The sequence below is a fragment of the Micromonospora sp. Utrum1 genome (assembly GCF_057197805.1).
The window spans coordinates 1264975-1288272 of record NZ_CM170071.1 but is presented as its reverse complement, the minus strand read 5'-3'; the positions used below and the strand labels follow the sequence as shown (position 1 = coordinate 1288272).

Below are 23298 nucleotides of genomic sequence, written 5' to 3'. Positions count from 1 at the left end.
GAAGGACCGGTTTCACGACGAAAGGCCGCGCGGTCCGCGCGGCCTTTCGTGGGACGAGGAACGTCAGGGCGTCCAGTCGGGACGCAGTGGGTAGCCGTTCGCCCCCTGCGGCTCGTTGTGCGTGGCGAGCACCTGGTGCAGTTGGATGCCGTTGCGCTCGAAGGCCATCCGGGAGCCGGCCATGTACAGCCCCCAGACCCGGGCGGTGCCCGGGCCGACCTCGTCGACGCAGAAGTCCCAGTGCTCGACGAGGTTGCGGCACCAGCCGGCCAGGGTCAGCGCGTAGTGCTGGCGCAGGTTCTCCTCGTGGTGCACCTCCAGCCCGGCGTCGTGGATCTCGCTGATCAGCCGGCCCGGGCCGGCCAGCTCGCCGTCCGGGAAGACGTACCGGTCGATGAACGCGCCGGAGCGGTGCGGGGCCCGGTTGTCCGCCCGGGTGATGCAGTGGTTGAGCAGGCGGCCGCCGGGCTTGAGCCGGCTGCGCAGGGCACCGAAGTAGGCCGGGTAGTTGCGCACCCCGATGTGCTCGGTCAGCCCGATCGAGGAGATCGCGTCGAACTGCTCGCGCGGGGCGTCCCGGTAGTCCAGGTGGCGCACCTCGGCGAGGTCGCCCAGCCCCTCCCGCTCGATCGCCGCCTGCGCCCACTCGGCCTGCGCCCGCGACAGGGTGACGCCGAGCGCCTTGACGCCGTATTCGCGGGCCGCGTGCCGGACCATGCCGCCCCAGCCGCAGCCGACGTCGAGCAGCCGCATCCCCGGCTTCAGCGCCAGCTTGCCGGCGACCAGGTCGTACTTGGAGCGCTGCGCCTCCTCCAGGGTGTCGGTGGGGCTACGGAAAACCGCGCAGGTGTACGTCATCGACGGGCCGAGCACCTTCTCGTAGAAGGCATTGGAGACGTCGTAGTGGTGGGAGATCGCGTTGCTGTCCCGGGTGCGGGAGTGGCGCAGCCCGTTCATCACCCGCTTCCAGCGCGGCGCGGCCTCCTGCGGCGGGGGCGGCGGCGGCAGCAGCCGCTCCCAGCCGAGCCCCTTGACCAGGGCCAGCGCCTCGGCCACCGGCGGCATCCGCAGCGGCATCTCGTCCTTGAGCACCCGCAACGCCTCGTACGGGTCGCCCGGGTGCACGCCCTCCAGCCCGAGGTCGCCGCTCACGTAGGCCCGAGCCATGCCCAGGTCTCCCGGGGCGGTGAGCAGGTAGGACAGCCCGCGTTCGGAGCGGATCGCCAGGGTGATCCCCGCGTCGGCCGGGCCGACAGCGCTGCCGTCGTATCCGGTGATGCGCACGGGCAGGTCGCCCGTGGTGACCGCGCGGATCACATCCGCCACGGTCGGTCCGGTCCGCCGGCCCCCCGCCGGCGGTCCCGCCGGGGCACTCGCCGCCCCGGGTGTTCGGTCGGTCAGACTCATGCTCTCGCTACCGCCTTCTCGTACAGTCCGGTGAGCCGGTGGTCAGGGTCGTAGCGTTCCTTCACGGCGCGCCAGGTCTCCCCGCCGTAGAGCCGGTCGAACGCCGCCCGGTCGTAGTACGCGTCGGAGTAGAGCGACTTGTGCCCGCCCACCTCCGACACCGCGTGCTCGATCTCCCGGTTGACGTCGCCGTCGGCGGCGCCCTCGGCGATCGGCACGCTCCCCCAGAAACCGATGTTCACATAGGTTTCGCCCGCTTGGAGGGGATACAGCGGCCAGGCCCGGGCGGATCCCGGGCCGGCCGGCTCCCGTAGCCTCAGCGGGCAGAGCCACACCGGCGTCATCCGCACCGTCTGGGCGAACCAGCGCAGGAAGTCGGCGGTGCCGGCGAGCGGGATCTCCACGTCCTGCACCACCCGCTCCCGGGCCGGCCGGCCCCGCCAGCGGTCGACCCGGGCGGCCACCTGGTGCCGGTGCTCCAGCCGGACGAGCCGGTGGTAGAAGTCGCTGCGCCGGTAGCGCTGCGGCCAGAGCCGGCGGACCACCGGGTGCTGCACCCCGAACGCGGCGGAGCACCAGAACCAGTCGGTGTCCCAGCGCCACAGGTAGTCGTAGGTGCTGAGCACGTCCCGGGTGCGCCGGCGCAGCGAGCGGTAGTAGATGTCCTGACCGGTGTAGTCGCTCGGCCGGCCGTCGGCCTCGTCGGTGAACGTGGCGAGCACCAGGTACGCCTCGCCGGGGCTGAACATCACCCCGTCCATCCCGTCGACCGGCTCGCCCTCCCAGGAGCCCTTCGCGACCACCTCGGCGATCGCGTCGGTCAGCTCCTCCAGCCGGCTGAACCGGATGTTGCGCAGCGCCACGTAGCGACGGACCGGTTGCAGCTCGATACGCAGCCGGGTCGAGTAGCCGAGGCTGCCCAGCGAGTTGGGGAAGGCCCGGAAGAGGTCGGCGTGCTCGCCCACCGGCCCGGCGGTGACCAGGTCGCCGGACCCGGTGAGGATGTCGAGCTCGGTCACCGACTCGTGCGGCAGGCCGTTGCGGAACGAGGTGGACTCGATGCCCAGCCCGGTCACCGCGCCGCCCAGGGTGATCGTGCGCAGCTGCGGCACGACCAGCGGCATCAGGTTGTGCGGCAGGGTGGCGTCGACCAGGTCCTCGTAGGTGCACATGCCCTGCACGTCGGCGGTCCGGGCGTCCGGGTCGACGGAGAGCACCCCGGTCAGGCCGCTCACGTCCAGGCCGGGGGTGCGCGGCGCGGATCGGGGTCGGAAGAGGTTGGAGGTCCGCTTGGCCAGCCGTACGGGTTCTCCGGCGGGCACCGCGGCGTACGAGCGCCGCAGCGCGTCCACCGCCCGCCCATGATCACGGACAGCGTGCATGAGATCACCTTACGCCTGGGTACGACAATTCGTGGGATGTCCACGGTGGCCTTTTCGAGGCCGTCCGAAGATCGGCGGGTTACGGTGGCGGGCATGCCCTCCCCCGCGCTCACCGCCCTGGACGACGCCGGCCTGCCCTACCGGGTGATCCGGCACGGCCCGGTGCGGAGCCTCGCCGAGGCGGCGACGGCGCGCGGCGTCGAGGTCCCCGACGTGGTCAAGACGATCGTGGTCCGCCGCGGCGAGGACGACCACCTGTTCGTGCTCACCCCCGGCGACCGGGTCATCTCCTGGCCGAAGCTGCGCCAACTGCTCGGGGTGAGCCGGATGTCCATGCCGGACGCGGCGGCGGCCCGGGCGGCCACCGGTTACGAGCGCGGCACCATCACACCGTTCGGCGCCACCAACGCCTGGCCCGTGGTCGCCGACGAGCGGCTGCGCGGCCGGGAGATCACCCTCGGCGCGGGCGAGCACGGGGTGGCCGTCGCCCTCGACGCCGACGCCGCCCTCGCCGCGCTCGACGCCACCGTCGCCGACGTCACCGACCCCGAACCGGCCCGCTGAGCGGTGGCCGCCACGCCCCTGCCCGGCATAGCGTTGGGGACATGCCGAAAGCCGTTTGGAACGACCTGGTCGTCGCCGAGAGCGACGACACCGTGCTGGTCGAGGGCAACCACTACTTCCCCCGTACGGCCCTGCGCGACGACCTGATCCGCGAGTCCGACACCCACACGGTCTGCCCGTGGAAGGGCACCGCCTCCTACTACACGCTCGAACACGCGGGCGCGACCAGCCCGGACGCGGTCTGGTACTACCCCGACCCCAAGCCGGAGGCCGAGATGGTGCGCGACCGGGTGGCGTTCTGGAAGGACGTCCGGGTCGTCGACTGAGTCACCCCGCCGCCGGGGCGACTGGCTCTCGACGGTGTACGTGGGTCAGGATGCCCCCATGGCCGACCCACGCACCGACCCCTCCGGCACCGTCTACGGCGGCCACCGGCCGGCCCGCCGCGGGCTGCCGCAGGACCCGCTGATGCGGATCGCGCTGGGCGTCGCCGTGGTCGGCGTACTCCTGGGGGTCTTCTTCGCCACCGGCGTGCTCGGCGGCGGCGGCGACCAGCCGGTGGTGCCGGCGGCGGCCGTACCGACCCCGGCGGCCAGCGAGCCGAGCCCGGCCGCGGCCACGACGGCGGCCGCCCCCACCACGGCGGCGGCCTCGCCGAGCGCCGCGCCGACCACACCGGCGGCCCCCGCGGCCACCCCGAAGGTGGTCCGCGGCGTGCCCTCCGGGCTCTGCCTCGGGGTGACCGGCGAGGACCCGGAAGGCGCGAACGCCGCGCTGGCCGACTGCACCGGCGGGCCGGAACAGCAGTGGGTGGTCACCCCGGTCGCCGCCGACACCTACGTCCTGGTCAACGCGGCCAGCGGCAAGTGCCTCGACGTGTACGGGCAGGGCACCGACGACGGCACGGACCTGGTGCAGTGGTCCTGCAACGGCCAGGCCAACCAGCAGTGGAAGCTCCAGCCGGCCGGGTCCGGCCCAGTGCTGCTGGTCGCCGTGCACAGCGGCAAGTGCGCACAGGTCGACGACGCCGGCACCGCGGCCGGGACCGAGCTCGAACAGGCCCCCTGCAACGGCGCTCCGGAGCAGCAGTGGGCGGTCGGCTGACCGGTCAGCCCCGGTAGCTCCAGGCCCGGCGGCCGACCGCCACGGGGAGCGCGAACGCCGGCTCGTCGCCGCGGCGGCGCAGCAGCAGCGAGAGCCCGGCCGCGCCGATCGACAGGGCGCCCGCCACGTACCAGGCGGTGGCGTAGTCGCCGAGCCGGTCGCGCACCAGGCCGGCCCCGGTGGCGGCGACCGCCGCGCCGACCTGGTGGGCGGCGAACACCCAGCCGAAGACCACCGCGCCGGACGCGCCGAACCACTCCCGGCACAGCGCCACCGTGGGCGGCACGGTGGCCACCCAGTCCAGGCCGTAGAAGACGATGAAGACCAGCATGCTGGGCCGGGCGGAGCCCGCGAAGAGGCTCGGCAGCACCAGCAGCGAGGCACCGCGCAGCGCGTAGTAGGCGCCGAGCAGCAGCCGGCTGTCCACCCGGTCGGTCAGCCAGCCGGAGGCGATCGTGCCGACGATGTCGAAGAGCCCGACCAGGGCGAGCAGGCCCGCAGCGGTGGTCTCCGCCATGCCGTGGTCGTGCGCGGCCGGCACGAAGTGGGTGCCGACCAGGCCGTTGGTGGTCGCGCCGCAGATCGCGAAGCCGCCGGCGAGCAGCCAGAACGGCCGGGTCCGCGCGGCGGCGGCGAGCGCGCCGACCGCCCGGGCCGCCGCCCCGCCGGCCGGCGGGGCCGGGGGCACCACCTCAGTCGCGCCGTAGGCGGGCAGGTCGAGATCCGCCGGGTGCTCGCGGAGCAGCCACACCACCAGGGGTACGACCGCCAGCGCGGCCCCGGCCACCACCAGCGCCGCCAGCCGCCAGCCGTGGTCGCGCACCAGCACGGCGACCAGCGGCAGGAAGACCAGCTGGCCGGCGGCCCCGCCCGCGGTCAGCACGCCGGTGACCAGGCCCCGGCGCCGGACGAACCAGCGCCCGGTGACCGTCGCCACGAAGGCCAGCGCCATCGAGCCGGTGCCCAGCCCGACCAGTACGCCCCAGCAGAGGATCAGCTGCCAGCTCGCGGTCATCCCCACGGTCAGCGCGCTGCCCAGGGCGACCAGCACCAACGCGCCGGCGACCACCCGGCGGATGCCGAACCGGTCCATCAGCGCGGCGGCGAACGGAGCGGTGAGCCCGTAGAGCATGAGGTTGACCGAGACGGCGGCGGAGATGGTGGCCAGCGGCCAGCCGAACTCGGCGTGCAGCGGGTGCAGCAGCACCCCGGGGGTGGCGCGGAAGCCGGCGGCGCCCACCAGGGCGACGAACGAGACGCCGGCCACGAGCCAGGCCGGATGCAGACGGTGTCGGGTCACGCTCCGAGTCTCGGCGGGGCGGCACGACGCGACGAGTGGCCGGAAAGCCATCATGCGCAATAATCGGGCCATGACCCCGCACCGCATCGCCGTCCTCGCCCTCGACGACGTGGTCGGCCTCGACCTCGGCACCCCGGCCCAGGTCTTCGGCACCGCCCGCGCGGTGGACCTGACCCCGCTCTACGCCGTCGAGACCTGCACCCCCGGTGGGCGGCCCGTCCGCAGCACCGCCGGCTTCCAGGTGCTCCCCGACCACGGCCTGGAGCTGCTCGACTCCGCCGACACGGTGATCGTCCCCGGCATCCACGCCGGCCCGCCGCTGACCGACGGCACGCTGGACCCGGAGGTGGCGGCGGCACTGCGGGCAGCCCACGACCGCGGCGCCCGGATCATGTCGATCTGCACGGGCGCCTTCGTACTGGCCGCCGCCGGCCTGCTCGACGGCCGCCGGGCCACCACCCACTGGGCGTACGCCGACCGCTTCCGCCGGTTCCACCCGGGTGTCGACCTCGACCCGGACGTGCTCTTCATCGACGACGACGGGGTGCTCACCTCGGCCGGGGTGGCCGCCGGCATCGACCTCTGCCTGCACGTCATCCGGACCGACCACGGCAGCGCGGTGGCCAACCGGTCGGCCCGCCGCTGCGTGGTGCCGCCGTGGCGGGAGGGTGGCCAGGCCCAGTACATCGAGCGCCCGGTGCCCCGGACGGCGGAGACCGGCACCGCGGCCACCCGCGAGTGGGCCCGGCAGCGGCTGCACGAGCCGGTCGCGCTGCGCGAGCTTGCCGCGCACGCCCGGATGAGCGTCCGCACCTTCACCCGGCACTTCCGCTCCGAGACCGGGCTCAGCCCGGCGCAGTGGCTGCTCCAGCAGCGCACCGAGCACGCCCGGCTGCTGCTGGAGACCACGGACCTGACCGTCGACCAGATCGCCCGGCACGCCGGCTTCGGCACCACCGCCGCCCTCCGCCAGCACTTCCACTCCCGGGTCGGGGTCGCCCCGACGGCCTACCGCCGCAGCTTCCGCCCCGTCCCCTGACCCTCGGGTGCCTCCGACGCCCGGGACCCGGTGTTACTCGGCAGCAACTCCCCGCGTGGGGTGGTGCGGTGCGATTGCGGCTCGATGGGGTCAGGCGAGGTGGGTGGTTCGGTGGGATTGCGGCTCGGCGGGTTCAGGCGAGGTGGGGTTGCCGGCGGAGGGCGCGGAGCTGGGCCAGGTGCATGGGCAGGTGGACGCGGGTGTGCAGGTCGAGGGCCCGACCCCAGGGCAGGGATTCGTCCACGTCCAGGTCGAAGCCCTCCCGCAGCACGGTGTCGACCGGGGTCTCGGCTGCCGGGCCGAGCCGCTCGGCGAGGGTGCAGAGCTTCTGGCTGGTGGCCCGGAGCAGGGTGGCCAACCCGTCCAGCCCGCCGCACTCCGAGACCAGCGCGTCGAGCTGCGGCCGGTGGATGGTCTCCAGGTCGTAGTAGGCGAACGGGGAGCCGACCAGCACCGCCTCGGTCGCCTCGCTCATCAGCTCGTCGCTGGCGGCGAGGTGCGCCACGATCTGCTCGGCGCTCAACTCCCCGTCGGGGGGCGGCCCGAACCCGCCCGCGTCCACCTCCGCGAGCACCGACTCGTACGCCCGCCGCAGCGCCGCGGCGTCCACCTCGTCCATGCCCGCATCCAACCCCCGCCTCCGACAACCGCGCCGCGGTTACCCCGCCCTCTTCACCCGGACGGGGCGTTTCGCCGCTCTTGATCTCGGCGAGTTGCCGTTCGCTGCTTGCTGAGAGCAAGTCGCCAAGATCCGGAAACGCCGCTGGCCGGCACCCCGTGTCGGGGTGCCGGCCAGCGTTGTCTTGCTTGTGTCAGCGGTTCCAGTTGTGGGCGACGATGTCGGCGGCCTGCCGCTCCCACTGCGCGTACGCATCCGGGTAGGCCGAGACCTGCACGGTCTGCGCGGCGTCGGTCAGCGGCATGTCCTGCCAGCCGTCGACCTGCTTCAGACCCTTCAGGAACGCAAGCGTCGAGTACTCGGGGTCGGTGATCTGCTCCGGCGAGCCCCAACCACTGGACGGGCGCTGCTGGAACAGGCCCAGCGAGTCATGGTCATTCTTGTCGCCGAGGTGGCCCAGGTTCTCCAGCTTCGACTCCTGCAGGCTGGTCGCGATCGAGATGACCGCGGCCCGCTCCGGGAGACCGGCCTTTTTCGTCGCGGCGATGATCGCCTTGGCGTTGGCGGTCTGCTCGTCGTTCAGAGCGATCTTCGACTGGGCGCCCTGCACGCCGTGCGGGATCAGCTTGTCACCCTGCACCGCCACGGCGGCCGGCTTGCTGTCGTGCACCGGCTCGGCGTGAGCGGCGATCGGACCGGCGAAGATGCCACCGGTGAAGGCCAGACCAGCGATACCGAGCACGCTCTTACGCAGCATCGTGTTCATGGGGTTAGCTCCATTCGGGGGTTGGCGCACACACGCCGACGGGGGTCGGCTGGGGTGGTGTGCGCAAGCACCGTCAGGCGCTCAACAAAGTCTTGAGGGGGTCGAGCAAAAAGTCTTGGGGGATCATCCAGCGCGCGGGGCCGGGGGGCCGCTTCGTCGCGCCGGGACCATGTACAACGACCGGCCGCCCAACCATCATTCCGGGCTCAGCGCACCCACCTCGGCGGGCAGCCCCGGGGGGGCCGGTCACCCTGTCGGGCGGGGCGTCTTCCTCAGCCGTTCACCCGGATACAACGACCCCCGCCCGCCCGCCATTCCGCCGCCAGGGTGCCGCCGACCACCCCACGAACCGGACACCCCGCCCAGACCGATCCCGTCGGTGGAACGCTATGGAGGTCACCGGGCCCCGGAGACATACATGGCATTCCACTCACCGCCGAGGCGCGGGCGGGAACCGGACATACACCCCAGACCGCGGTCGACCCCTGGCCTGCCAGCTCGGCAACGGCCCCGCCGACCGGGCGGCCGGGCGTGATCGACTCCAGATCGCCGAGGTGGGGGCATTAGGCACGCGCTGATACCGCCACCTCGGCGAGCAGGAGTGGATCAAGCAGCCATGGCGCGGAGGCCCCGGCTAGGTGGCGGTGTGCGCCCACCCGGACACCCCCACCACGCCGAGCAGGAGTGGATCAAGCAGCCGTGCGGCGCGGAGGCGTCCCCGCCAAGTGGCGGTGTCCGGCCCACCCGGACACACACCACGCCGAGCCGGAGTCGATCAAGCAGCCGTGGCGCGGAGGCCCCGGCCAGGTGGCGGTGTCCGGCTCACCCGGACACCGCCACCATTCCGAGCCGGAGTGGATCAAGCGGTCAGCGGGGGCCGCGGCGGGCGCGGAGGTAGTCGGAGACGACGTACTCGCCCAGGTCGTCGAGGTCTGGGGTGAACATCCGGCCCTTGGAGCGGCGGGCCACCGCGTCCACGAAGCGGCGCAGGCCCGGGTCGTCGCCGAGCATGAACAGGTTGAGCGTGGCGCCGTACCGGGTCAGCTTGTCCACCTCGCGGATGGTCGCCTCGATGGTTTCCGGCAGCGGCGGCCAGTGGAAGTACGCCTCGCCGTCCTCCGGGTCGAGGTGAGCGGTGGGCTCGCCGTCGGTGACCACCAGCACCACCGGCTCGGCGCCCGGGTGCCGGCGCAGGTGCCGCCCGGCCAGCCGCAACGCGTGCTGGAGGTTGGTGCCCTGCTCCATGTCCGGCTCCACCGCGGCCAGCTCCTGCTGGGTCAGCGGCATGGCCTCCCGGCCGAACCCGACGATCTGGAGGGCGTCCTGCGGGAAGCGGGTCGCCATCAGGTGCGACAGGGCCAGCGCGGTCTGCTTCATCGGCCCCCAGCGCCCCTGGGAGATCATCGAGTACGACAGGTCGACGCAGAGGGCCACGGCCGCCGACGCCCGCCGCTCGGTCTCCATCACCTCGAAGTCCTCGACCGCGAGCTGCACCGGCACCCCGGGGCCGGCGCGGCGGACCGCGCGGGTGAGGGTGCGCACCACGTCGATGGGCTGCTCGTCGCCGTACTCCCACTGCCGGGAGGCGCCGCTCACCTCGCCGGCCGCGCCCGCGGAGCGCAGGTCGTGCTGGCCGCGCGGGCCGGCGGTCAGGTCGGCGAAGACCCGGCGCAGGGCGGTCCCGGCGAGCCGGCGTAGCGCCTTCGGGCTGAGCGTCAGCCCCTCGGCGTCCCGGGTCACCCAGCCCTGCCGGCGCAGCTCGCGTTCCAGCTCCCGCAGCCGGCGTACGTCGTCGGCGGCGTCCCGGCCCAGCGTCCGGGCGACCGCGTCGACGTCGACGTCGTCCAGGGTGGCGCCGGGGTGGTCCTGGTCGAGGGAGTCGAGCAGCTCGTCCAGCTCGGCGATCTCGCCGAGCGCGCCGGTGGCCTCGCCGTAGCCGAGCGGCTGGTCGCCGCGGACCCGCTCGCCGCGCTGCCAGTTCAGGTCGGGGCGCAGCGACCGCAGGTGGGCGTCGAGCTGGGACAGCTCCCCGGCCAACTGCTCGCCGAGGGACTGGCGCATCAGCCCGGCCAGCTCCTCGCGCTGCCGGTCGGAGAGCGACCGCATCAGCCGCTCCCCGGCCGCCGAGCGCCGGGCCAGCACGTCGACCAGCTCGTCGACGTCCTTCGGCCGCTCCGGGAAGAACTCGCCGTGCCGGCGCATGAACTCGGCGAACGCGTCGGTGGTGTCCTCCGACCGGGCATGCCGGGCGAGCAGGTCGTTGAGGTCGCGCATCATCTCGGCGAGCTGCCGCTGGGTGGCCGGGTCGGCGGCGGCCCGCGCCGCGTCGCGCAGGCCGGCGAAGCGCTGCTCCAGCACGTCGCCGCGTAGCCCGTCGAGGATCCGCTGGTAGCTCTGCCGCGCCTCGTCGCTGGCCCAGTCGTAGCCGGACAGCTCCTCGACGGCCCGGGCGGTCGAGCGGGGCAGGTTGTCCAGCACCGCCTCGGCGAACCGGGCGTCGTCGCCGTCCCGCCCACGCAGCTCCTCCCGCTCGGCGGCGAGGGCCTGGTCGAGCAGCGCCTGGGCGCGGGTCACCGCGCCGTCCAGGTCGCCCCGGCGCAGCGCCTCCCGGCGCAGCCGGCGGGCCCGGGCGGCCAGGTCGTCCAGGCCGCCCCGCCCCTGCGGTCCGCGCCGCAGCAGGTCGCGCAGCGACTCTCGCAGGCTGCCGCCGGCGAGGACCTCCGCGCCGACCGCGTCCACCGCGGCGCGTACGTCGTACGGCGGGGCGAGCGGGTCGGGCCCGCCGCGCCACTGCCCGTACCGGAACCGGTTGCCGGCCATGGTCAGCCCCGGCCGCCGTAGACGGTGCGCCCGGACTCGGTGACGTCCTTGCCCAGGCGGCGGGTGAGGTGCAGCCCTTCCAGGACGAACTCGATGCCGGCGGCGGCCTCCGCGGGGGTGGGCGCGTCGCCGAGGCCGAGCCGGTCGAGCACCTTGGCCAGCCCGGGCACGGTGCCGACCTGGCGGAGCAGTTCGGCCGAGGAGACCAGCTCGCCGGTCTCGATCTCGCCGCCCTCGGCGACCAGCGCGGTGAACCCGGAGAGGTCCAGCCCGGCCAGCCGGTCCCGGAACGCCTCGGCGGTGGCGGTCCGCAGCAGGTGGCCGAGGACCTCGATCTCCCGCCCCTCCTCACCGCTCTCGAACTCGACCTTGCCGCGCAGGGTGGAGGTCACCGAGACGGCGTCGCCGACCCGGGCGACCGGAGCCTCCTGGGCGGAGGTGGCCAGCAGGCCGGCGCGGCGCAGCGCGGCGGCGGCGACGGTCTCGGCGGCGGCGATGGCGAACCGGGCGGAGACACCGGAGCGCGGGTCCACGGACGGCGACTCGCGGACGGCGCGGGCGAACCGGGCGAGCACCTCCAGCACGTGCTCGGGGACGGTGGCGACCAGGTCGGCCTCCTGCCGGATCAGGGCCAGCTCCAGCTCCAGGTCGAGCGGGTAGTGGGTACGGATCTCCGCGCCGAAGCGGTCCTTGAGCGGGGTGATGATCCGGCCCCGGTTGGTGTAGTCCTCCGGGTTGGCGCTGGCCACCAGGAGCAGGTCCAGCGGCAGCCGGAGCTGGTAGCCGCGGACCTGAATGTCCCGCTCCTCCAGCACGTTGAGCAGCGCCACCTGGATCCGTTCGGCCAGGTCGGGCAGCTCGTTGACGGCGAAGACGCCCCGGTTGGTGCGGGGCACGAGTCCGAAGTGGATGGTCTCCGGGTCGCCGAGGGTACGCCCTTGGGCGAGCCGGATCGGGTCGACGTCCCCGATCAGGTCGCCGACGCTGGTGTCCGGGGTGGCGAGCTTCTCGCCGTACCGCATGGAGCGGTGCAGCCAGCCGATCGGCAGGTCGTCGCCGCGCTCGGCGACCAGGGCGCGGGACGCCGGGGTGAGCGGGTGCATCGGGTGCTCGTTGAGTACCGAGCCGGGGATCACCGGGGTCCACTCGTCGAGCAGCGCGCCGAGCGAGCGGATCAGCCGGGTCTTGCCCTGGCCGCGCTCGCCGAGCAGCACCATGTCGTGGCCGGCGAGCAGGGCCCGCTCGACCTCGGGCAGCACCGTGTCCTCGTAGCCGACGATGCCGGGGAAGCGCTCCTCGCCGGCGCGCATCCGGGCGAGGAGGTTGTCGCGGAGTTCCTGCTTGACCGTGCGGTAGTCGTGGCCGGAGGCCCGCAGCTCGCCGAGCGTGCCGGGCAGGTCGGCGGGCGGGACCGGGGGAACCTGGTTGGGCGCAGTCACCCGACCAACGCTATCTCGGCCGGGTGACCGCGCGCCGCCTTCCGGACGGCCGGACCGTCACGGACGGGGGTCGGGCCGCCCGCAGCGGGCGCAGGCGCCCCGCCGCCGCAGGTGGTACGCCAGGGTCGCGGCCCCGAGCGCGACGCCCCAGAGGGGCCAGAGCAGCATCGGCGCCGAGGCGAGGCTGAACCCGCCGGTCATCCGCCAGAAGTCGGGGTTGCTTATCAGCCCGAGCGTGGCCGCCGTCACCGACACCGCGACCAGCGTCGCCGGGGCGACCGCCAGCCTGATCGGGACCCGCCGGCCGGCCAGTCCCACCATCCAGCGGGGGAACCGCTCGCCCCAGGGGCGGACCAGCCCGAGGGTGAGGATCGCCCCGACGGTGGCGAATCCGCCCAGCCCTGCCCCGGCCCAGACCAGCCCGGTCTCCTGCATCTCGGCGAGGAAGTCCCGGGAGATGCCCAGCGGGATGCCGGCCGCCCAGGCGAACCGGGTGAGGGCGTAGCAGAAGGGGATGACGGCGGCGGTGTAGGCGGCCCAGCGCCCCCAGCGGGCGGCCGACGCGGGTGAGGTCCAGCCCCGTTCGTCGTCGTCCCGCCCGCAGGCCGAGCAGGTACCGGCGGTCCGCCGCTGCCAGAGCAGCAGCGCCCCGGCCAGCAGGAGGCCGCCGACGAGCGCGGCGCACCGGGCGGCCAGCGGCCAGTCGAAGACCTGCCCGTAGTCGACCGGCGGCCAGCCGAACGGTGCGCCGATGATCAGCATCGGCAGGTAGCCGAGCACGACCAGCACCCGGGCGTCCGGGACGACCACGGTCAGCGCGAAGGCGACCGCCCAGCCGTAGCCGAGCAGCAGCGTGCGGGGCAGGCCGGGCCGGCGTACCGTCGCCGGGCCGCTCATGGCGAGGGCCGCGACCGCCGCGAGCAGCAGCACCCCGGCGAAGAGTGGGGCGCCGACGTCCACCGGCACCAGCCGGAGCAGGCTGACGTCGCCGCCGTGCGGGTCGTTGGCGCCGAACGGGTAGCCGGCGCCGGTCAGCGTCGAGACCAGGGCGAGCACGCCCCAGCCGCCGAGCCAGGCCGCGGCGAGCGGGGCGGCCAGATCGAGCCGCGTCCGGGCGGCCCGAGGGGTTGGGGAAACGGTCATTGTCGTCATGCCCTCAGCCTCAGCCGGCCGGGCCCTGGATCCCTCCCGCGCCGGGGTGGACCGCCTCCCCCAGGGAGCGATCAGCCGGTCGGCACCACGAAACCCGACTCGTACGCGGCGATCACCGCCTGGGTTCGGTCGCGCACGCCCAGCTTGGCCAGCACGTTGCCGACGTGCGTCTTGACCGTCTCCACGCCGACCACCAGCCGGTCGGCGATCTCCGGGTTGGACAGCCCGGCGGCCATCAGCCGCAGCACCTCGCCCTCCCGCTCGGTGAGCCGGGCCGCCCGCAGCCCGTCGGAGCCCCGGCCGCCGTACGCGCCGGCGAGCCGGCGGATCGCCGCCGGGAACAGCAGCGACTCGCCGGCCGCCACCACCCGGATCGCCTCCACCACCTCGGCCGGGCGGGCCCGCTTGAGCAGGAAGCCGCTGGCGCCGGCGCGCAACGCCTCGTAGACGTACTCGTCGTTGGCGAACGTGGTGACCACCAGGACCCGGGGCGGGTCGGCGGAGGCGGCCAGCAGCCGCCGGGTGGCCTGGATGCCGTCGATGGCGGGCATCCGGACGTCCATGAGCACCACCCGCGGGCGCAGCTTCGCCACCAGCGGCGGCACCTCGGCGCCGTCCGCGGCCTCGCCGACCACCCGCAGGTCCCGCTGGGCGTCCACGATCGCCCGCAGGCCGACCCGGATCAGCTCGTCGTCGTCGACGATCAGCACGTCGATGGTCACCCGGTCTCCCCCCTCGGCGCCGGCAGGGTGGCCCGGACCCGCCAGCGGTCGCCCTCCGGGCCGGCGGTGAACTGCCCGCCGAGCAGCAGCACCCGCTCCCGCATGCCGTCCAGGCCGCGCCCGCCGCCACCCGGCCCGGTGGTGCCGCGCAGCCCGTTGACCAGCTCGATCTCCAGACCTCCATCGGGTACGGCCACCCGCAGTTGCACCGGCCCCCGGCCGTGCCGGGCCGCGTTGGTCAGCCCCTCCTGCACGATCCGGTAGCCCTCCCGGGACACCACGGCGGGCAGGTCGGCCAGCGCCCCGCTGACCCGGGACTCCACGGCCAGCCCGGCGGCCCGGGTGTCGGCGACCAGCCGGTCCAGCCCGTCCAGGGTGGCCTGCGGCGCGGTGGGTGCGGGCGCCCGCCCGTCCTCGGTCTCCCGGAGCAGCCCGAGCATGTGGTCCAGGTCGTCCATCGCGCGGCGGCTGGTCTCCTCGATGGCGCGCAGCGCCCGCCGGGTGAAGTCCGGGTCGGTGTCGAGCAGCTCGCGGGCGGCGCCGGCCTGGAGGGTCGCCACGGTCAACGCGTGCCCCACCGAGTCGTGCAGCTCGCGGGCCAGCCGGTTGCGCTCGGCCAGCCGGGCGGACCGGGCCTCGAGGGCGGCGATCCGCTCGGCCTGCGCCGGGCCGAGCAGCACCGGGGCCATCGAGGCGGCGAGCGCGCCCAGCCCGGCGACCGCGTAGCCGAGCGCGACCAGCAGGGCCAGCCCGGCCAGTCCCGCCGTGACCGGGCGGCCCGGGTCGAACGGGCCGAAGCGGTCGCCGGGGGCGGCGCCGGTGTCCACGCCGACCAGCCCGGCGAGGAAGACCAGCGCCATGGGGAACGCGCTGATCGCCGCGAACAGCAGCAGCGCACCGGTGAGCAGGTGCAGCGCGATCCAGAGCGCGGCACGCAACCGGGTCTCCCGGTCGATCCGGTGGCCCGGGGCGGGCTCGGGCAGGTCGGCCGCGAGCAGCGCCCGGGCGGCGGCGATCTCCAGCGCCCGGCTGCCGGCCAGAAACACCGGCACGGCGGCGAGCACGGCGGCCACCAGCAGCAGCCCGACACCGACCGGGCGGGGCACGTCGCCGGTGCCGAGCAGTTGCGCGAACGCCGCGGCGAGCAGCGCGTACGGCAGGGCGAGCACCCCGCCGAGGAGCAGGAACACGGCGCGCCGCCAGGTGCTCCCGCGCACCAGCGGCGCCAGCACGACCGGGACCGTCACCCGGTCATTCTGCCGCCGCTAGCGGTCCACCGACTCCCCCGCAACGGGGAGATCGGGTCAGCGGTGCTCCTGGACGTACTTCTCCGGGTCCTTGTCGCGGAAGGGCAGGTTGCGCCCGTTCTTGTGCTCGCCGTAGAACCTCAGCCAGCGCGCCCCCAGCTCGGCCCGCAGCTCGACGCCGGCGTGCCGGCGGAAGTCGGGCAGCGCCTCGTCCTCCTCCTCGGCCAGGTGCTCGCTGTTCTCCCGGCGGGCCCGCCCGACCGCCGCCCACCAGGCGTCCGAGCCGACCTCGTGCAGCTTCGACTCGGCGATGGCGTCGCGGATCTTGTTGTGGTCGCCGATGGCGTCCTCGGTCTCCTCCGCGCCGTCGTCGCCGTGCTTGACGAGGTGCGGATAGAGGATCGCCTCCTCCGCCTCGGCGTGGATGTCCAGGTGCAGGGCCAGCGCCTCCCAGATGGCCAGCAGTTCGGCCGGGTCGCGGGCATCGTCGAGGCGGGCGAAGCCGCGGCGGAAGGCGGCGTGGTCGTCGAGGATCAGTGCGGTGATGTCGTCCATGGTGGTCACTTCCCGATGCGGGCGCGGATCATCTTGGGTACGGCGGCCAGCCCGGTGAGCGGGCGGAACGCGTGGGCGGCGGTGACCAGCGCGGCGTACTCGTCGTCGGCCAGGTCGATCTCGGCGGCGGCCGCGTTGCGCTCCATCTGCTCCACCCCCGACGCGCCCGGGATGGCCACCACGGAGGGGTGGCGGAGCAGGTACGCCAGGGCGATCTGGCTGGGAGTTGCGTCGTGCGCGTCGGCCACCTCGCGCAGGGTGGCGATCAGTTCGGTGCCGCGGTCCAGGTTCTCCGGCAGGAAGTACGGGTTGGCCCGCCGGACCGCCCCGGCGGGCGGGTTCCTGGCGTCGTACCGGCCGGAGAGGAAGCCCTGCCCCAGCGGGCTGTACGCGATGACGATCCGGCCGGCCTGCTCCGCGTACGGGATCAGGTCCTTCTCGGGGCCGCGGTCGACCATGCTGTAGCGGACCTGGTTGCTGAGCACCCGGCGGCCCAGCGCGGCCTCGGCGAAGCGCCAGCGGCGCAGGCTGTAGTTGCTGACCCCGACCTCGCCGACCAGTCCGACGTCCTGGAGCGCGCGCATCCCCCGCATGGTGGTGGTGTCGGCGACCACCGGGTTGGGCTGGTGCACCTGGTAGAGGTCGATGCCCGTGACGCCGAGCCGGGCGGCCGAGGCGACCGCCCGCTGCTGCACCACCGGGGCGAGCGGCAGCACCGGAAAGACCTTGCTGGCCACCACGACCTTGGCCCGGTCGTCGCCGAGCGCCGCGCCGAGGATGCGCTCGCTGCGGCCGAAGCCGTAGATCTCGGCGGTGTCGAAGAGGGTGACGCCCAGGTCGAGCGCCCGACGGACGATCTGGGCCGCCCGGCGTTCGTAGTCGGGGCCGTAGCCCCACTCGCGCGAGCCGAACTGCCACGTGCCGAGGCCGATCTTGGAGATGGGCTTGGCGGTGTCGAGCGGGACGTAGCGCATGGACTCGAAGCTACCCAAGCCGGCGGAGCGGCACGCCCGTTCCGGCGGGCACCGGCCGGGAGCCGCCACCTCCGCTCCGACCCGGGCGCCGGCCCGCGACTAGGGTCGAGGACGTGACCTACCTCGCCAGCGAAGACCGTTACGACTCGATGATCTACCGGCGCAGCGGCCGGAGCGGCCTGCGCCTGCCCGCCATCTCGCTCGGGCTGTGGCACAACTTCGGGCCGGACCGGCCGTACGAGCGGCAGCGGGACATCGTCCGGCGCGCCTTCGACCTCGGGATCACCCACTTCGACCTGGCCAACAACTACGGCCCGCCGCCCGGCGCCGCCGAGGAGAACTTCGGCCGGCTGCTCGCCACCGACCTGAAGCCGTACCGGGACGAGCTGGTCATCTCCAGCAAGGCCGGCTATCTCATGTGGCCAGGCCCGTACGGCGAGTGGGGCTCGCGCAAGTACCTGATCTCCTCGCTCGACCAGTCGCTGCGCCGGATGGGGCTCGACTACGTCGACATCTTCTACTCGCACCGGTTCGACCCGGACACCCCGCTGGAGGAGACGATGGGCGCGCTGGACGCCGTCGTCCGCTCCGGCAAGGCGCTCTACGTCGGCATCTCCAACTACAACTCGGAGCAGACCGCCCGGGCCGCCGAGATCCTCCGCGAGCTGGGCACGCCGCTGCTGATCAACCAGCCGTCGTACTCAATGCTCAACCGCTGGACCGAGACCGACGGGCTGCTGGACACGCTGGAGCAGGCCGGTGCCGGCTGCATCGCCTACAGCCCGCTGGCGCAGGGCCTGCTCACCGACCGCTACCTGGGCGGCATCCCGGCCGACTCCCGGGTGCGGACCAGCGTCTTCCTCAACGAGAGCGACCTCAGCGAGGAGAAGATGGCCACCATCCGCGAGCTCGCCGCGGTCGCCGAGCGCCGCGGCCAGAGCCTGGCCCAGCTCGCGCTGGCCTGGGCGCTGCGCGACCCCCGGATGACCAGCCTGATCATCGGGGCGAGCAGCGTCGCCCAGCTGGAGGGCAACGTCGCCGCGCTGGACAACCTCGACCTCGGCGTCGACGAACTGGCCGAGATCGACCGCCACCTGGGCTGACGCCCGGCGGTCACCAGATCCGGCGGCGGCCGGCGCGGTGGTTGCGGACCCCGCACGGCCGGCCGACCGGCACGCTGCCGGCCTGCCGCAGCCGCAGCGCCACCAGGACCGCGAGCAGCACGGTGACCCCGGCCGCCGCGCCGACCACCAGCGGCCGGGGGACGCCGGCGGTGTCGCTCACCGCCGCCACCGGCACCCCCGCCGCCGGGTCGCCGGCCCCACCGCCGGTCGCGGCCCTCGGCACGGCACGCGGGGCCGCCGCGCTCGCCGGGGCCGCCGCGCTCGCCGGGGTCGGCGTCGACCGGCCGGTACGCGGCCCGGACGCCGCCCCGCCGGACGGCGACCGGAACACCACGTCGGAGCAGGAGTAGTAGGTGTCCTGGGTGTTGGAGTTCTGCCAGATCGTGTAGATGATGTGCCGCCCGGTGCGCCCGGTCGGCAGCCGCCCCGGCAATTGGTAGGCGCCGTCGCGGATCGGCGGGTCGGTGACCGTGAGGAACGGCTTCTCCTCCAGGTCCGCCCAGGTCAGCGGCCGGTTCGGGGCGTACGAGGCGGTGGTGGCGTAGAACCGGAACGTGCCCTTGTGCGGGATCGTGCTGCGGTAGCGGAAGGTGTGCCAGGCCCCGGCGGTGAGCGTGGTGGCCGGCCAGTCGGTCCGGGGCAGGTCCAGCCCCCGGTACGCCGACAGCCCGCCGCTGCACAGTTCCGTTACCTCTCAGTGCACTCTAGTGAGCACACGATTGGTAGTCTCGCCTTGCGGTGAGACGGTCCCGGTCTGACCCGCTGTGGCGGTGCCGGGTTCACGCTTCGCTGCCACCTGCCCGCGTACGCGGGTCTTCTGGTTGGCTCCACGTGCTGCCACCGGGCCACTCCCGGCGGTGTCGTACTCAGCCGCCAGAGCGGCCAAGTTGAGGGCGGCGTTAAGGTCACGATCTATGGCCAGGCCGCACGTCTGGCAGGTGTAGGTGCGCTCGGACAGGGCCAGTTTGGTTTTCACCGCGCCGCAACCCGAACACGTCTTGCTCGATGGATACCAGCGGTCGGCGACGACAAGCCGACCACCGTTCCACTGCGTCTTGTAGGTGAGTTGCCGGCGCAGCTCGCCGAAGCTGGCGTCGGCTATGTGCCGGGCCAGGCGCCGGTTACGCAGCATCCCGGCGACGTTGAGGTCTTCCATCACGATCGCGCCGTGCTCGCGGGTGAGGCGGGTGGTGAGCTTGTGCAGGCTGTCGCGGCGCAGGTTCGCCACCCGGGCGTGGGCCCGAGCGAGCCGGGCAGAGACGCGCTGCCACCGGCGCGAAGGGCGCTGGCCGGTGCGCCGGTCCGGGCCGGCCTTACGCGACATTGACCTGCCGAGTCTGCGAAGGCGGCGCTGGGCGTCGCTAAGGTGGCGTGGGTTCGGCTCTAGTTCGCCGGTTGACAGCACGGCGAGGTGCTTGACGCCGACGTCGACACCGACCGTCGAGTCGGGACGGGCCGGTACGCGGACGACCCGCTCAACCTCGACGCAGAAAGACACATGCCACCGGCCGCCGTCACGCCGAACGGTGGCCGACATGATCCGGGCGGTGCCGTTGTCGATACGCCGGCCAGCTTTCGGGCGGACTCGTGTAGCTTCAACCGTCCCAGCCGGGGCAGCACCACATGCTTACGGTCCGACTCGACCCGGAGCGTGCCGGTGGTGAACCGCACGGTCGCTGTGGTGCGGCGGCGAGACTTAAACCGCGGGAAACCGACCGGACGGCCGGCCCGCCTACCGCTGCGGGAGTCCGACCAGTTCTTCAACGCGCGGGCGAGCGCGTCGAGGCCGGTGTTGAATGCTTCCTTCGAGCACTCCCGCCACCACGGCGCGACATCGGTCTTCGCGGCGTTCCACGCCTTACGCAACGCAGGCAGCGACCAGCTGACCGCCGGGGTCAGCAACTCCTCTGGCACCCCGTAGGTGCGTTCCGCGGCCCTCTGGCCCATCACCGCCTTCACCCGGGCCAGCGCCCAGTTGTGCGCGACCCGGGCGGCCCCGGCGTGCGCGAGCACGTCGCGCTCCTGTGTGGGGGTGAGGTCGAGGGCGAAACGGTACGCCTGGATCGTCTTCACGCCGGGTCCTCGGTGGCAGCTTCGATGGCACGGCGGACGCGGCTCGCCGCCGCGCCGCGGCCGTACAGGCGCACGCACAGCGACGTCAGGATCTCGGTCACGTCACCCACGAGGTCGTCGTCCACCTCGGCGGGGTCGACCACCAGGAGCCGGCGGCCCTGCGCGGCGAGAGCGGCCTCGACGTACTCGGCACCGAACCGGGCGAACCTGTCCCGATGCTCGACCACGATCGTCGAAACGGCCGGGTCACGCAGCAGCGCCAGGAACTCCTTGCGATGCCCGTTGAGCGCCGAGCCGACCTCGGTCACCACCCGATCCACGGCCAGGTGCCGCCCGGTCGCCCACATCGTGACCCGGGCGACCTGCCGGTCCAGGTCCGCCTTCTGCTCGGCCGACGAAACCCGGGCGTACACCACGACCTGCCCGGCGTCCGGGGCCGCGCCCGTTACCGGTTCACCGACCATGATGAGCCGGCCGAGCCGATACGTCGGAACGGGCAGCATCCCGGCCGCATACTGCCGCCGCGCGGTCACGTACGAGACACCAGTCGCCGCCGCCCACTCCTTCAAATTCACAGCAGCAACCATAGGGCGCTAGATGTCGCTATGGACCACCGACACGCCAGCAGTTCTTAACCCCGTCGGGGATGCGTTCCCGGTCCCGCCCGTCGATCCGGGCCACCCGGATGTTGTCCCACGCTCGCACGGTCGCCCCGGCGGCGATCGCGGCCCGGCAGGCCGGCGTGTCCGCCCGGCCACCCTCCGGACCGCAGGCCGCGGCCCGGCTCAGCGGGCTGGTGGGGGCGCCGTGCGCGCTCGCCGGCACGCCGGTGAGCAGCAGGGTCGCGGCGACGGCGGCGAGCGGGGCGAGCGGCCATGTCATCGACCTGCTTTCTACTACTTACTCTTAGTTGAGCGGTTCGGATAATTCGCTCTCCGCTCAGCTGTTGCCGGGCTGGAGTCCTGGACCGGCAGTCTGGTCCGGTGGCGATCGGTCCGGTCCTGCAGGATCTGCTTCACCTTGTGGTGTGGGGTGTGCAGGGCGATGTCGGGTAGCCGGCTCGGTGCAGGATGTTGATCGCGGCGTTCACGTCGGCCTGCCACACCACCCCGCACGAGGTGCAGTGAAACGGGTCCCCGCTGCGTCGGCCGAAGGCGCCGCAGCGGTGACAGGTTTGTGAGGTGCAGGCGGCGTTGAGGGCCTCGGCGGTGACTCCTTTGGTCCACGCGGCGAGACGCCGGTTGATGTTCTTGCCCAGCGTTTTGCGGCCGGTGAAGCGTTTGGTGAGATCCTCGGCGATCACGGTGCCGACCTTGTCCACGACCCGATGTACGGCGGTGAAGATCTCCGTGCGCATTCGCGCCCGGTGCCGGGCGGCCTGCCGGTCCCGCTTGATCGTGCCGAGATTGTTGGCCTTGATCCGGTGCGCTTTCGCGTCGTCGCCACGGAGCGCGGCGCTGTTCGCGATCGAGCGCAGCTTCGCCCGACGGCGGTTTCCTTCCTTCAACCGATCCGACTCGCGGGTGAGCAGGTCGCCGAGCTGTACACCGTGGGGCTGGCCGTCGGAGTCGGTGAGGGCTTCGGTGTAGCCCTTGTCCACGCCGACCGTCGCCTCGCCGCACGGCCGCTGCGACGAGCGCATCTGCGCCGCGTCGATCTGGTAGTGCACCTCCGCTCGGCCGCCGCGCAGGATCAGCCGCAAGGTACCCGTCGGCGCGACCGTCGTGGACAGCGGGATTTTGACCATCTTGCGGGGTATGAGGCCGGGAATTGCAGCCACAACCTGCCTCGGCCGTCAACGGGGGCGTTGTAGTTGTCGGCGCGCACCACGATCTGATCGTGCATGCGGTTGTAGCCACGCTTCCAGTGCTTGCGCATCTGCCGAGACAGGAACGGATCGTCAGCCCACTGGTCGGCCTTCAGCGCGGTGAACATCCGTTTGCGCTCAGCCGGATCGCTCGTGCGTCGGCTGATCGCCCGCCGGACGTCGACCTTGGCCGCCTCCAGGTTCGCGGCGATATCGGCCATGACGTCGCGGACGGTTTCCTTCCACGCATTCGCCAACACACCAAACAACGCGTGTGTGCCGTCGGCCAGCCACCGGTCCCGCACCTGCCGGCCTGTCAACCCAGACCCGACCCCGGCGATCGACCCGTAGCGCTGCCACACCTCGCTGCGCACCCGACCCAACCGGCGGGCCTGCTCCACCAGGGCAGCGTACTTGCCTGGGTTCATCGGGGCCGAGTAGGAGATGCGGGTGACCTTCACCGGTCATCCCCCACGGCGAGGTCCACCCCTTTGAGTTCCTTCTCGTAGCGGCGCAAACCGTCCAGCCGGCGCGAGAAGGCGTGCACGACGGCCAGGAGGTCCTCGACCAGCTCCTGCTGCGGGGACAGGGACTCCTGGTTGGCCACGACGATCTCGCAGCCGCCGCACGCCGCCAGATGCTCCAGCAAGTCGAACCCGAACCGGGCCAACCGGTCCTTGTGCGCCAGCACCAGCGTGCCAACCTCACCCCGGTCGACGGCGTCCAGCAACGCCAGGAATTTCTTGCGGCGAAGGTTCATCCCGCCGCCGACCTCGCTGATCCACTCGTCCACGGCCAGACCGCGAGCGAGGCAGAACTGTTGCATCGCCGCCACCTGCGAGGCCAGCTCGAACTTCTGACCCGGCGACGAGACCCGGCAGTACACCACAACCTTCCGCCGGTCGGCGTCGAAGCCCGGCCGCAGCACCCTGCGCACATCCGAATCGTCGAAGTACCGCTGTCCGGACGGCAGACGACGGGCCGTGATCCGGCCCTCCGCCTCCCACCGGCGCACCGTACTCACCGAGCGGCCCACCCGCTTAGCGAACTCGCCGATCCGATAAACACTACCCACGACAGTCGATTGTGGATAGCTCTAGGAAGGAAAGCAACCACTAGTAGCTGCTCCCGCGCACTGGTACGGGCGCGGGGCGGCAAAGGTTCGATCGGCGCGTCGGTGTGCCGCACTCCACGGCCGGCTCGG

The 23298-nt window shown here is 73.3% G+C and carries 26 protein-coding genes and 1 pseudogene; 6 read left to right on the top strand and 21 right to left on the bottom strand.

The window, feature by feature from the left end:
- Positions 1 to 63: 63 nt before the first annotated feature.
- Complete coding sequence (locus AC0OLQ_RS06470) at positions 64 to 1407, bottom strand: class I SAM-dependent methyltransferase (protein ID WP_484530584.1); 1344 nt, start codon at positions 1405 to 1407, stop codon at positions 64 to 66.
- Positions 1404 to 2789, bottom strand: coding sequence for an FAD-binding oxidoreductase (locus tag AC0OLQ_RS06465; RefSeq protein WP_484530583.1), 1386 nt, complete (start codon positions 2787 to 2789; stop codon positions 1404 to 1406). Before AC0OLQ_RS06465 ends, AC0OLQ_RS06470 begins: the two co-directional genes overlap by 4 nt.
- Before the next feature lie 93 nt (positions 2790 to 2882).
- On the opposite strand from AC0OLQ_RS06465, the gene AC0OLQ_RS06460 reads away from it, so the two are divergent.
- From AC0OLQ_RS06460 to AC0OLQ_RS06450, 3 genes are read left to right on the top strand one after another with little or no spacing between them, the layout of a single operon-like run.
- Complete coding sequence (locus tag AC0OLQ_RS06460) at positions 2883 to 3353, top strand: aminoacyl-tRNA deacylase (RefSeq protein ID WP_484530582.1); 471 nt, start codon at positions 2883 to 2885, stop codon at positions 3351 to 3353.
- 41 nt (positions 3354 to 3394) lie between these two features.
- Entirely contained in the window at positions 3395 to 3679 is a 285-nt protein-coding gene (locus AC0OLQ_RS06455) for a DUF427 domain-containing protein (protein WP_484530581.1), read from the top strand.
- 58 nt (positions 3680 to 3737) lie between these two features.
- A complete protein-coding gene (locus AC0OLQ_RS06450; RefSeq protein WP_484530580.1) occupies positions 3738 to 4457 on the top strand; it encodes an RICIN domain-containing protein in 720 nt (239 codons plus the stop codon).
- Positions 4458 to 4461: 4 nt separating this feature from the next.
- On the opposite strand, the gene AC0OLQ_RS06445 is transcribed toward AC0OLQ_RS06450, so the two are convergent.
- Positions 4462 to 5757, bottom strand: a complete 1296-nt coding sequence (locus tag AC0OLQ_RS06445; RefSeq protein ID WP_484530579.1) for an MFS transporter — start codon at positions 5755 to 5757, stop codon at positions 4462 to 4464.
- 52 nt (positions 5758 to 5809) lie between these two features.
- On the opposite strand from AC0OLQ_RS06445, the gene AC0OLQ_RS06440 reads away from it, so the two are divergent.
- Positions 5810 to 6796 carry a GlxA family transcriptional regulator gene (locus AC0OLQ_RS06440; protein ID WP_484530578.1) on the top strand — a complete coding sequence of 329 codons (987 nt, stop codon included), beginning with the start codon at positions 5810 to 5812 and terminating at the stop codon, positions 6794 to 6796.
- Between the two features lie 133 nt (positions 6797 to 6929).
- Here AC0OLQ_RS06440 and AC0OLQ_RS06435 read toward each other — a convergent pair whose 3' ends face one another.
- From AC0OLQ_RS06435 to AC0OLQ_RS06395, 9 genes are all read right to left on the bottom strand, one after another.
- Positions 6930 to 7406: a hypothetical protein gene (locus AC0OLQ_RS06435; protein WP_357337801.1), complete on the bottom strand. Its 477-nt coding sequence runs from the start codon at positions 7404 to 7406 to the stop codon at positions 6930 to 6932.
- Positions 7407 to 7608: 202 nt separating this feature from the next.
- Positions 7609 to 8181, bottom strand: coding sequence for a hypothetical protein (locus AC0OLQ_RS06430; protein ID WP_484530577.1), 573 nt, complete (start codon positions 8179 to 8181; stop codon positions 7609 to 7611).
- Between the two features lie 867 nt (positions 8182 to 9048).
- The gene (locus AC0OLQ_RS06425) at positions 9049 to 11001 is read right to left on the bottom strand and encodes a vWA domain-containing protein (protein ID WP_357337581.1); all 1953 of its coding nucleotides are present in this window, start codon (positions 10999 to 11001) and stop codon (positions 9049 to 9051) included.
- 2 nt (positions 11002 to 11003) lie between these two features.
- A complete protein-coding gene (locus AC0OLQ_RS06420) occupies positions 11004 to 12440 on the bottom strand; it encodes a magnesium chelatase ATPase subunit I (protein ID WP_484530576.1) in 1437 nt (478 codons plus the stop codon).
- Positions 12441 to 12497: 57 nt separating this feature from the next.
- Positions 12498 to 13583: a hypothetical protein gene (locus AC0OLQ_RS06415; protein ID WP_484530575.1), complete on the bottom strand. Its 1086-nt coding sequence runs from the start codon at positions 13581 to 13583 to the stop codon at positions 12498 to 12500.
- A gap of 80 nt (positions 13584 to 13663) precedes the next feature.
- The gene (locus AC0OLQ_RS06410; protein WP_484530574.1) at positions 13664 to 14314 is read right to left on the bottom strand and encodes a response regulator; all 651 of its coding nucleotides are present in this window, start codon (positions 14312 to 14314) and stop codon (positions 13664 to 13666) included.
- Positions 14311 to 15561 (bottom strand): sensor histidine kinase, encoded by a 1251-nt coding sequence (locus tag AC0OLQ_RS06405; protein WP_484530573.1) that lies wholly within the window; start codon positions 15559 to 15561, stop codon positions 14311 to 14313. The genes AC0OLQ_RS06410 and AC0OLQ_RS06405 overlap by 4 nt, the downstream gene beginning before the upstream one ends.
- 57 nt (positions 15562 to 15618) lie before the next feature.
- Complete coding sequence (locus AC0OLQ_RS06400) at positions 15619 to 16116, bottom strand: hemerythrin domain-containing protein (RefSeq protein WP_484532286.1); 498 nt, start codon at positions 16114 to 16116, stop codon at positions 15619 to 15621.
- A gap of 5 nt (positions 16117 to 16121) precedes the next feature.
- Positions 16122 to 17090, bottom strand: a complete 969-nt coding sequence (locus AC0OLQ_RS06395) for an aldo/keto reductase (RefSeq protein WP_484530572.1) — start codon at positions 17088 to 17090, stop codon at positions 16122 to 16124.
- 113 nt (positions 17091 to 17203) lie between these two features.
- Here AC0OLQ_RS06395 and mgrA point away from each other — a divergent pair, with 113 nt between their 5' ends.
- Positions 17204 to 18193, top strand: coding sequence for an L-glyceraldehyde 3-phosphate reductase (gene mgrA, locus AC0OLQ_RS06390; protein WP_484530571.1), 990 nt, complete (start codon positions 17204 to 17206; stop codon positions 18191 to 18193).
- 10 nt (positions 18194 to 18203) lie between these two features.
- On the opposite strand, the gene AC0OLQ_RS06385 is transcribed toward mgrA, so the two are convergent.
- Positions 18204 to 18374: a hypothetical protein gene (locus AC0OLQ_RS06385; RefSeq protein ID WP_484530570.1), complete on the bottom strand. Its 171-nt coding sequence runs from the start codon at positions 18372 to 18374 to the stop codon at positions 18204 to 18206.
- On the opposite strand from AC0OLQ_RS06385, the gene AC0OLQ_RS06380 reads away from it, so the two are divergent.
- Positions 18364 to 18564 carry a hypothetical protein gene (locus AC0OLQ_RS06380; RefSeq protein ID WP_484530569.1) on the top strand — a complete coding sequence of 67 codons (201 nt, stop codon included), beginning with the start codon at positions 18364 to 18366 and terminating at the stop codon, positions 18562 to 18564. The genes AC0OLQ_RS06385 and AC0OLQ_RS06380 overlap by 11 nt on opposite strands.
- A 41-nt stretch (positions 18565 to 18605) precedes the next feature.
- On the opposite strand, the pseudogene AC0OLQ_RS06375 reads toward AC0OLQ_RS06380, so the two are convergent.
- The 8 genes and pseudogenes from AC0OLQ_RS06375 to AC0OLQ_RS06340 all read right to left on the bottom strand — a co-directional run.
- Positions 18606 to 18857: pseudogene (locus AC0OLQ_RS06375) on the bottom strand (lytic polysaccharide monooxygenase); the annotation flags it as partial.
- 51 nt (positions 18858 to 18908) lie between these two features.
- The gene (locus AC0OLQ_RS06370) at positions 18909 to 19712 is read right to left on the bottom strand and encodes an RNA-guided endonuclease InsQ/TnpB family protein (protein ID WP_484532285.1); all 804 of its coding nucleotides are present in this window, start codon (positions 19710 to 19712) and stop codon (positions 18909 to 18911) included.
- Positions 19598 to 20287 carry a helix-turn-helix domain-containing protein gene (locus AC0OLQ_RS06365; protein ID WP_484530568.1) on the bottom strand — a complete coding sequence of 230 codons (690 nt, stop codon included), beginning with the start codon at positions 20285 to 20287 and terminating at the stop codon, positions 19598 to 19600. Before AC0OLQ_RS06365 ends, AC0OLQ_RS06370 begins: the two co-directional genes overlap by 115 nt.
- Positions 20284 to 20862: an IS607 family transposase gene (locus AC0OLQ_RS06360; RefSeq protein ID WP_484530567.1), complete on the bottom strand. Its 579-nt coding sequence runs from the start codon at positions 20860 to 20862 to the stop codon at positions 20284 to 20286. Before AC0OLQ_RS06360 ends, AC0OLQ_RS06365 begins: the two co-directional genes overlap by 4 nt.
- A 28-nt stretch (positions 20863 to 20890) precedes the next feature.
- Positions 20891 to 21169 carry a lytic polysaccharide monooxygenase gene (locus AC0OLQ_RS06355; RefSeq protein ID WP_484530566.1) on the bottom strand — a complete coding sequence of 93 codons (279 nt, stop codon included), beginning with the start codon at positions 21167 to 21169 and terminating at the stop codon, positions 20891 to 20893.
- A 133-nt stretch (positions 21170 to 21302) separates the two neighbouring features.
- Positions 21303 to 22034 carry a zinc ribbon domain-containing protein gene (locus AC0OLQ_RS06350; RefSeq protein ID WP_484530565.1) on the bottom strand — a complete coding sequence of 244 codons (732 nt, stop codon included), beginning with the start codon at positions 22032 to 22034 and terminating at the stop codon, positions 21303 to 21305.
- Positions 21980 to 22555, bottom strand: a complete 576-nt coding sequence (locus tag AC0OLQ_RS06345) for a hypothetical protein (protein WP_484530564.1) — start codon at positions 22553 to 22555, stop codon at positions 21980 to 21982. Before AC0OLQ_RS06345 ends, AC0OLQ_RS06350 begins: the two co-directional genes overlap by 55 nt.
- A complete protein-coding gene (locus AC0OLQ_RS06340; protein WP_484530563.1) occupies positions 22552 to 23169 on the bottom strand; it encodes an IS607 family transposase in 618 nt (205 codons plus the stop codon). The genes AC0OLQ_RS06345 and AC0OLQ_RS06340 overlap by 4 nt, the downstream gene beginning before the upstream one ends.
- Positions 23170 to 23298: the final 129 nt, after the last annotated feature.

Coding starts and splice junctions, on each gene's coding strand:
- AC0OLQ_RS06470 (WP_484530584.1), bottom strand. CDS start 1,407: ATGAGTCTGACCGACCGAACACCCGGGGCGGCGAGTGCCCCGGCGGGA.
- AC0OLQ_RS06465 (WP_484530583.1), bottom strand. CDS start 2,789: ATGCACGCTGTCCGTGATCATGGGCGGGCGGTGGACGCGCTGCGGCGC.
- AC0OLQ_RS06460 (WP_484530582.1), top strand. CDS start 2,883: ATGCCCTCCCCCGCGCTCACCGCCCTGGACGACGCCGGCCTGCCCTAC.
- AC0OLQ_RS06455 (WP_484530581.1), top strand. CDS start 3,395: ATGCCGAAAGCCGTTTGGAACGACCTGGTCGTCGCCGAGAGCGACGAC.
- AC0OLQ_RS06450 (WP_484530580.1), top strand. CDS start 3,738: ATGGCCGACCCACGCACCGACCCCTCCGGCACCGTCTACGGCGGCCAC.
- AC0OLQ_RS06440 (WP_484530578.1), top strand. CDS start 5,810: ATGCGCAATAATCGGGCCATGACCCCGCACCGCATCGCCGTCCTCGCC.
- AC0OLQ_RS06430 (WP_484530577.1), bottom strand. CDS start 8,181: ATGAACACGATGCTGCGTAAGAGCGTGCTCGGTATCGCTGGTCTGGCC.
- AC0OLQ_RS06425 (WP_357337581.1), bottom strand. CDS start 11,001: ATGGCCGGCAACCGGTTCCGGTACGGGCAGTGGCGCGGCGGGCCCGAC.
- AC0OLQ_RS06415 (WP_484530575.1), bottom strand. CDS start 13,583: ATGACCGTTTCCCCAACCCCTCGGGCCGCCCGGACGCGGCTCGATCTG.
- AC0OLQ_RS06400 (WP_484532286.1), bottom strand. CDS start 16,116: ATGGACGACATCACCGCACTGATCCTCGACGACCACGCCGCCTTCCGC.
- AC0OLQ_RS06395 (WP_484530572.1), bottom strand. CDS start 17,090: ATGCGCTACGTCCCGCTCGACACCGCCAAGCCCATCTCCAAGATCGGC.
- AC0OLQ_RS06355 (WP_484530566.1), bottom strand. CDS start 21,169: ATGACATGGCCGCTCGCCCCGCTCGCCGCCGTCGCCGCGACCCTGCTG.
- AC0OLQ_RS06350 (WP_484530565.1), bottom strand. CDS start 22,034: ATGGTCAAAATCCCGCTGTCCACGACGGTCGCGCCGACGGGTACCTTG.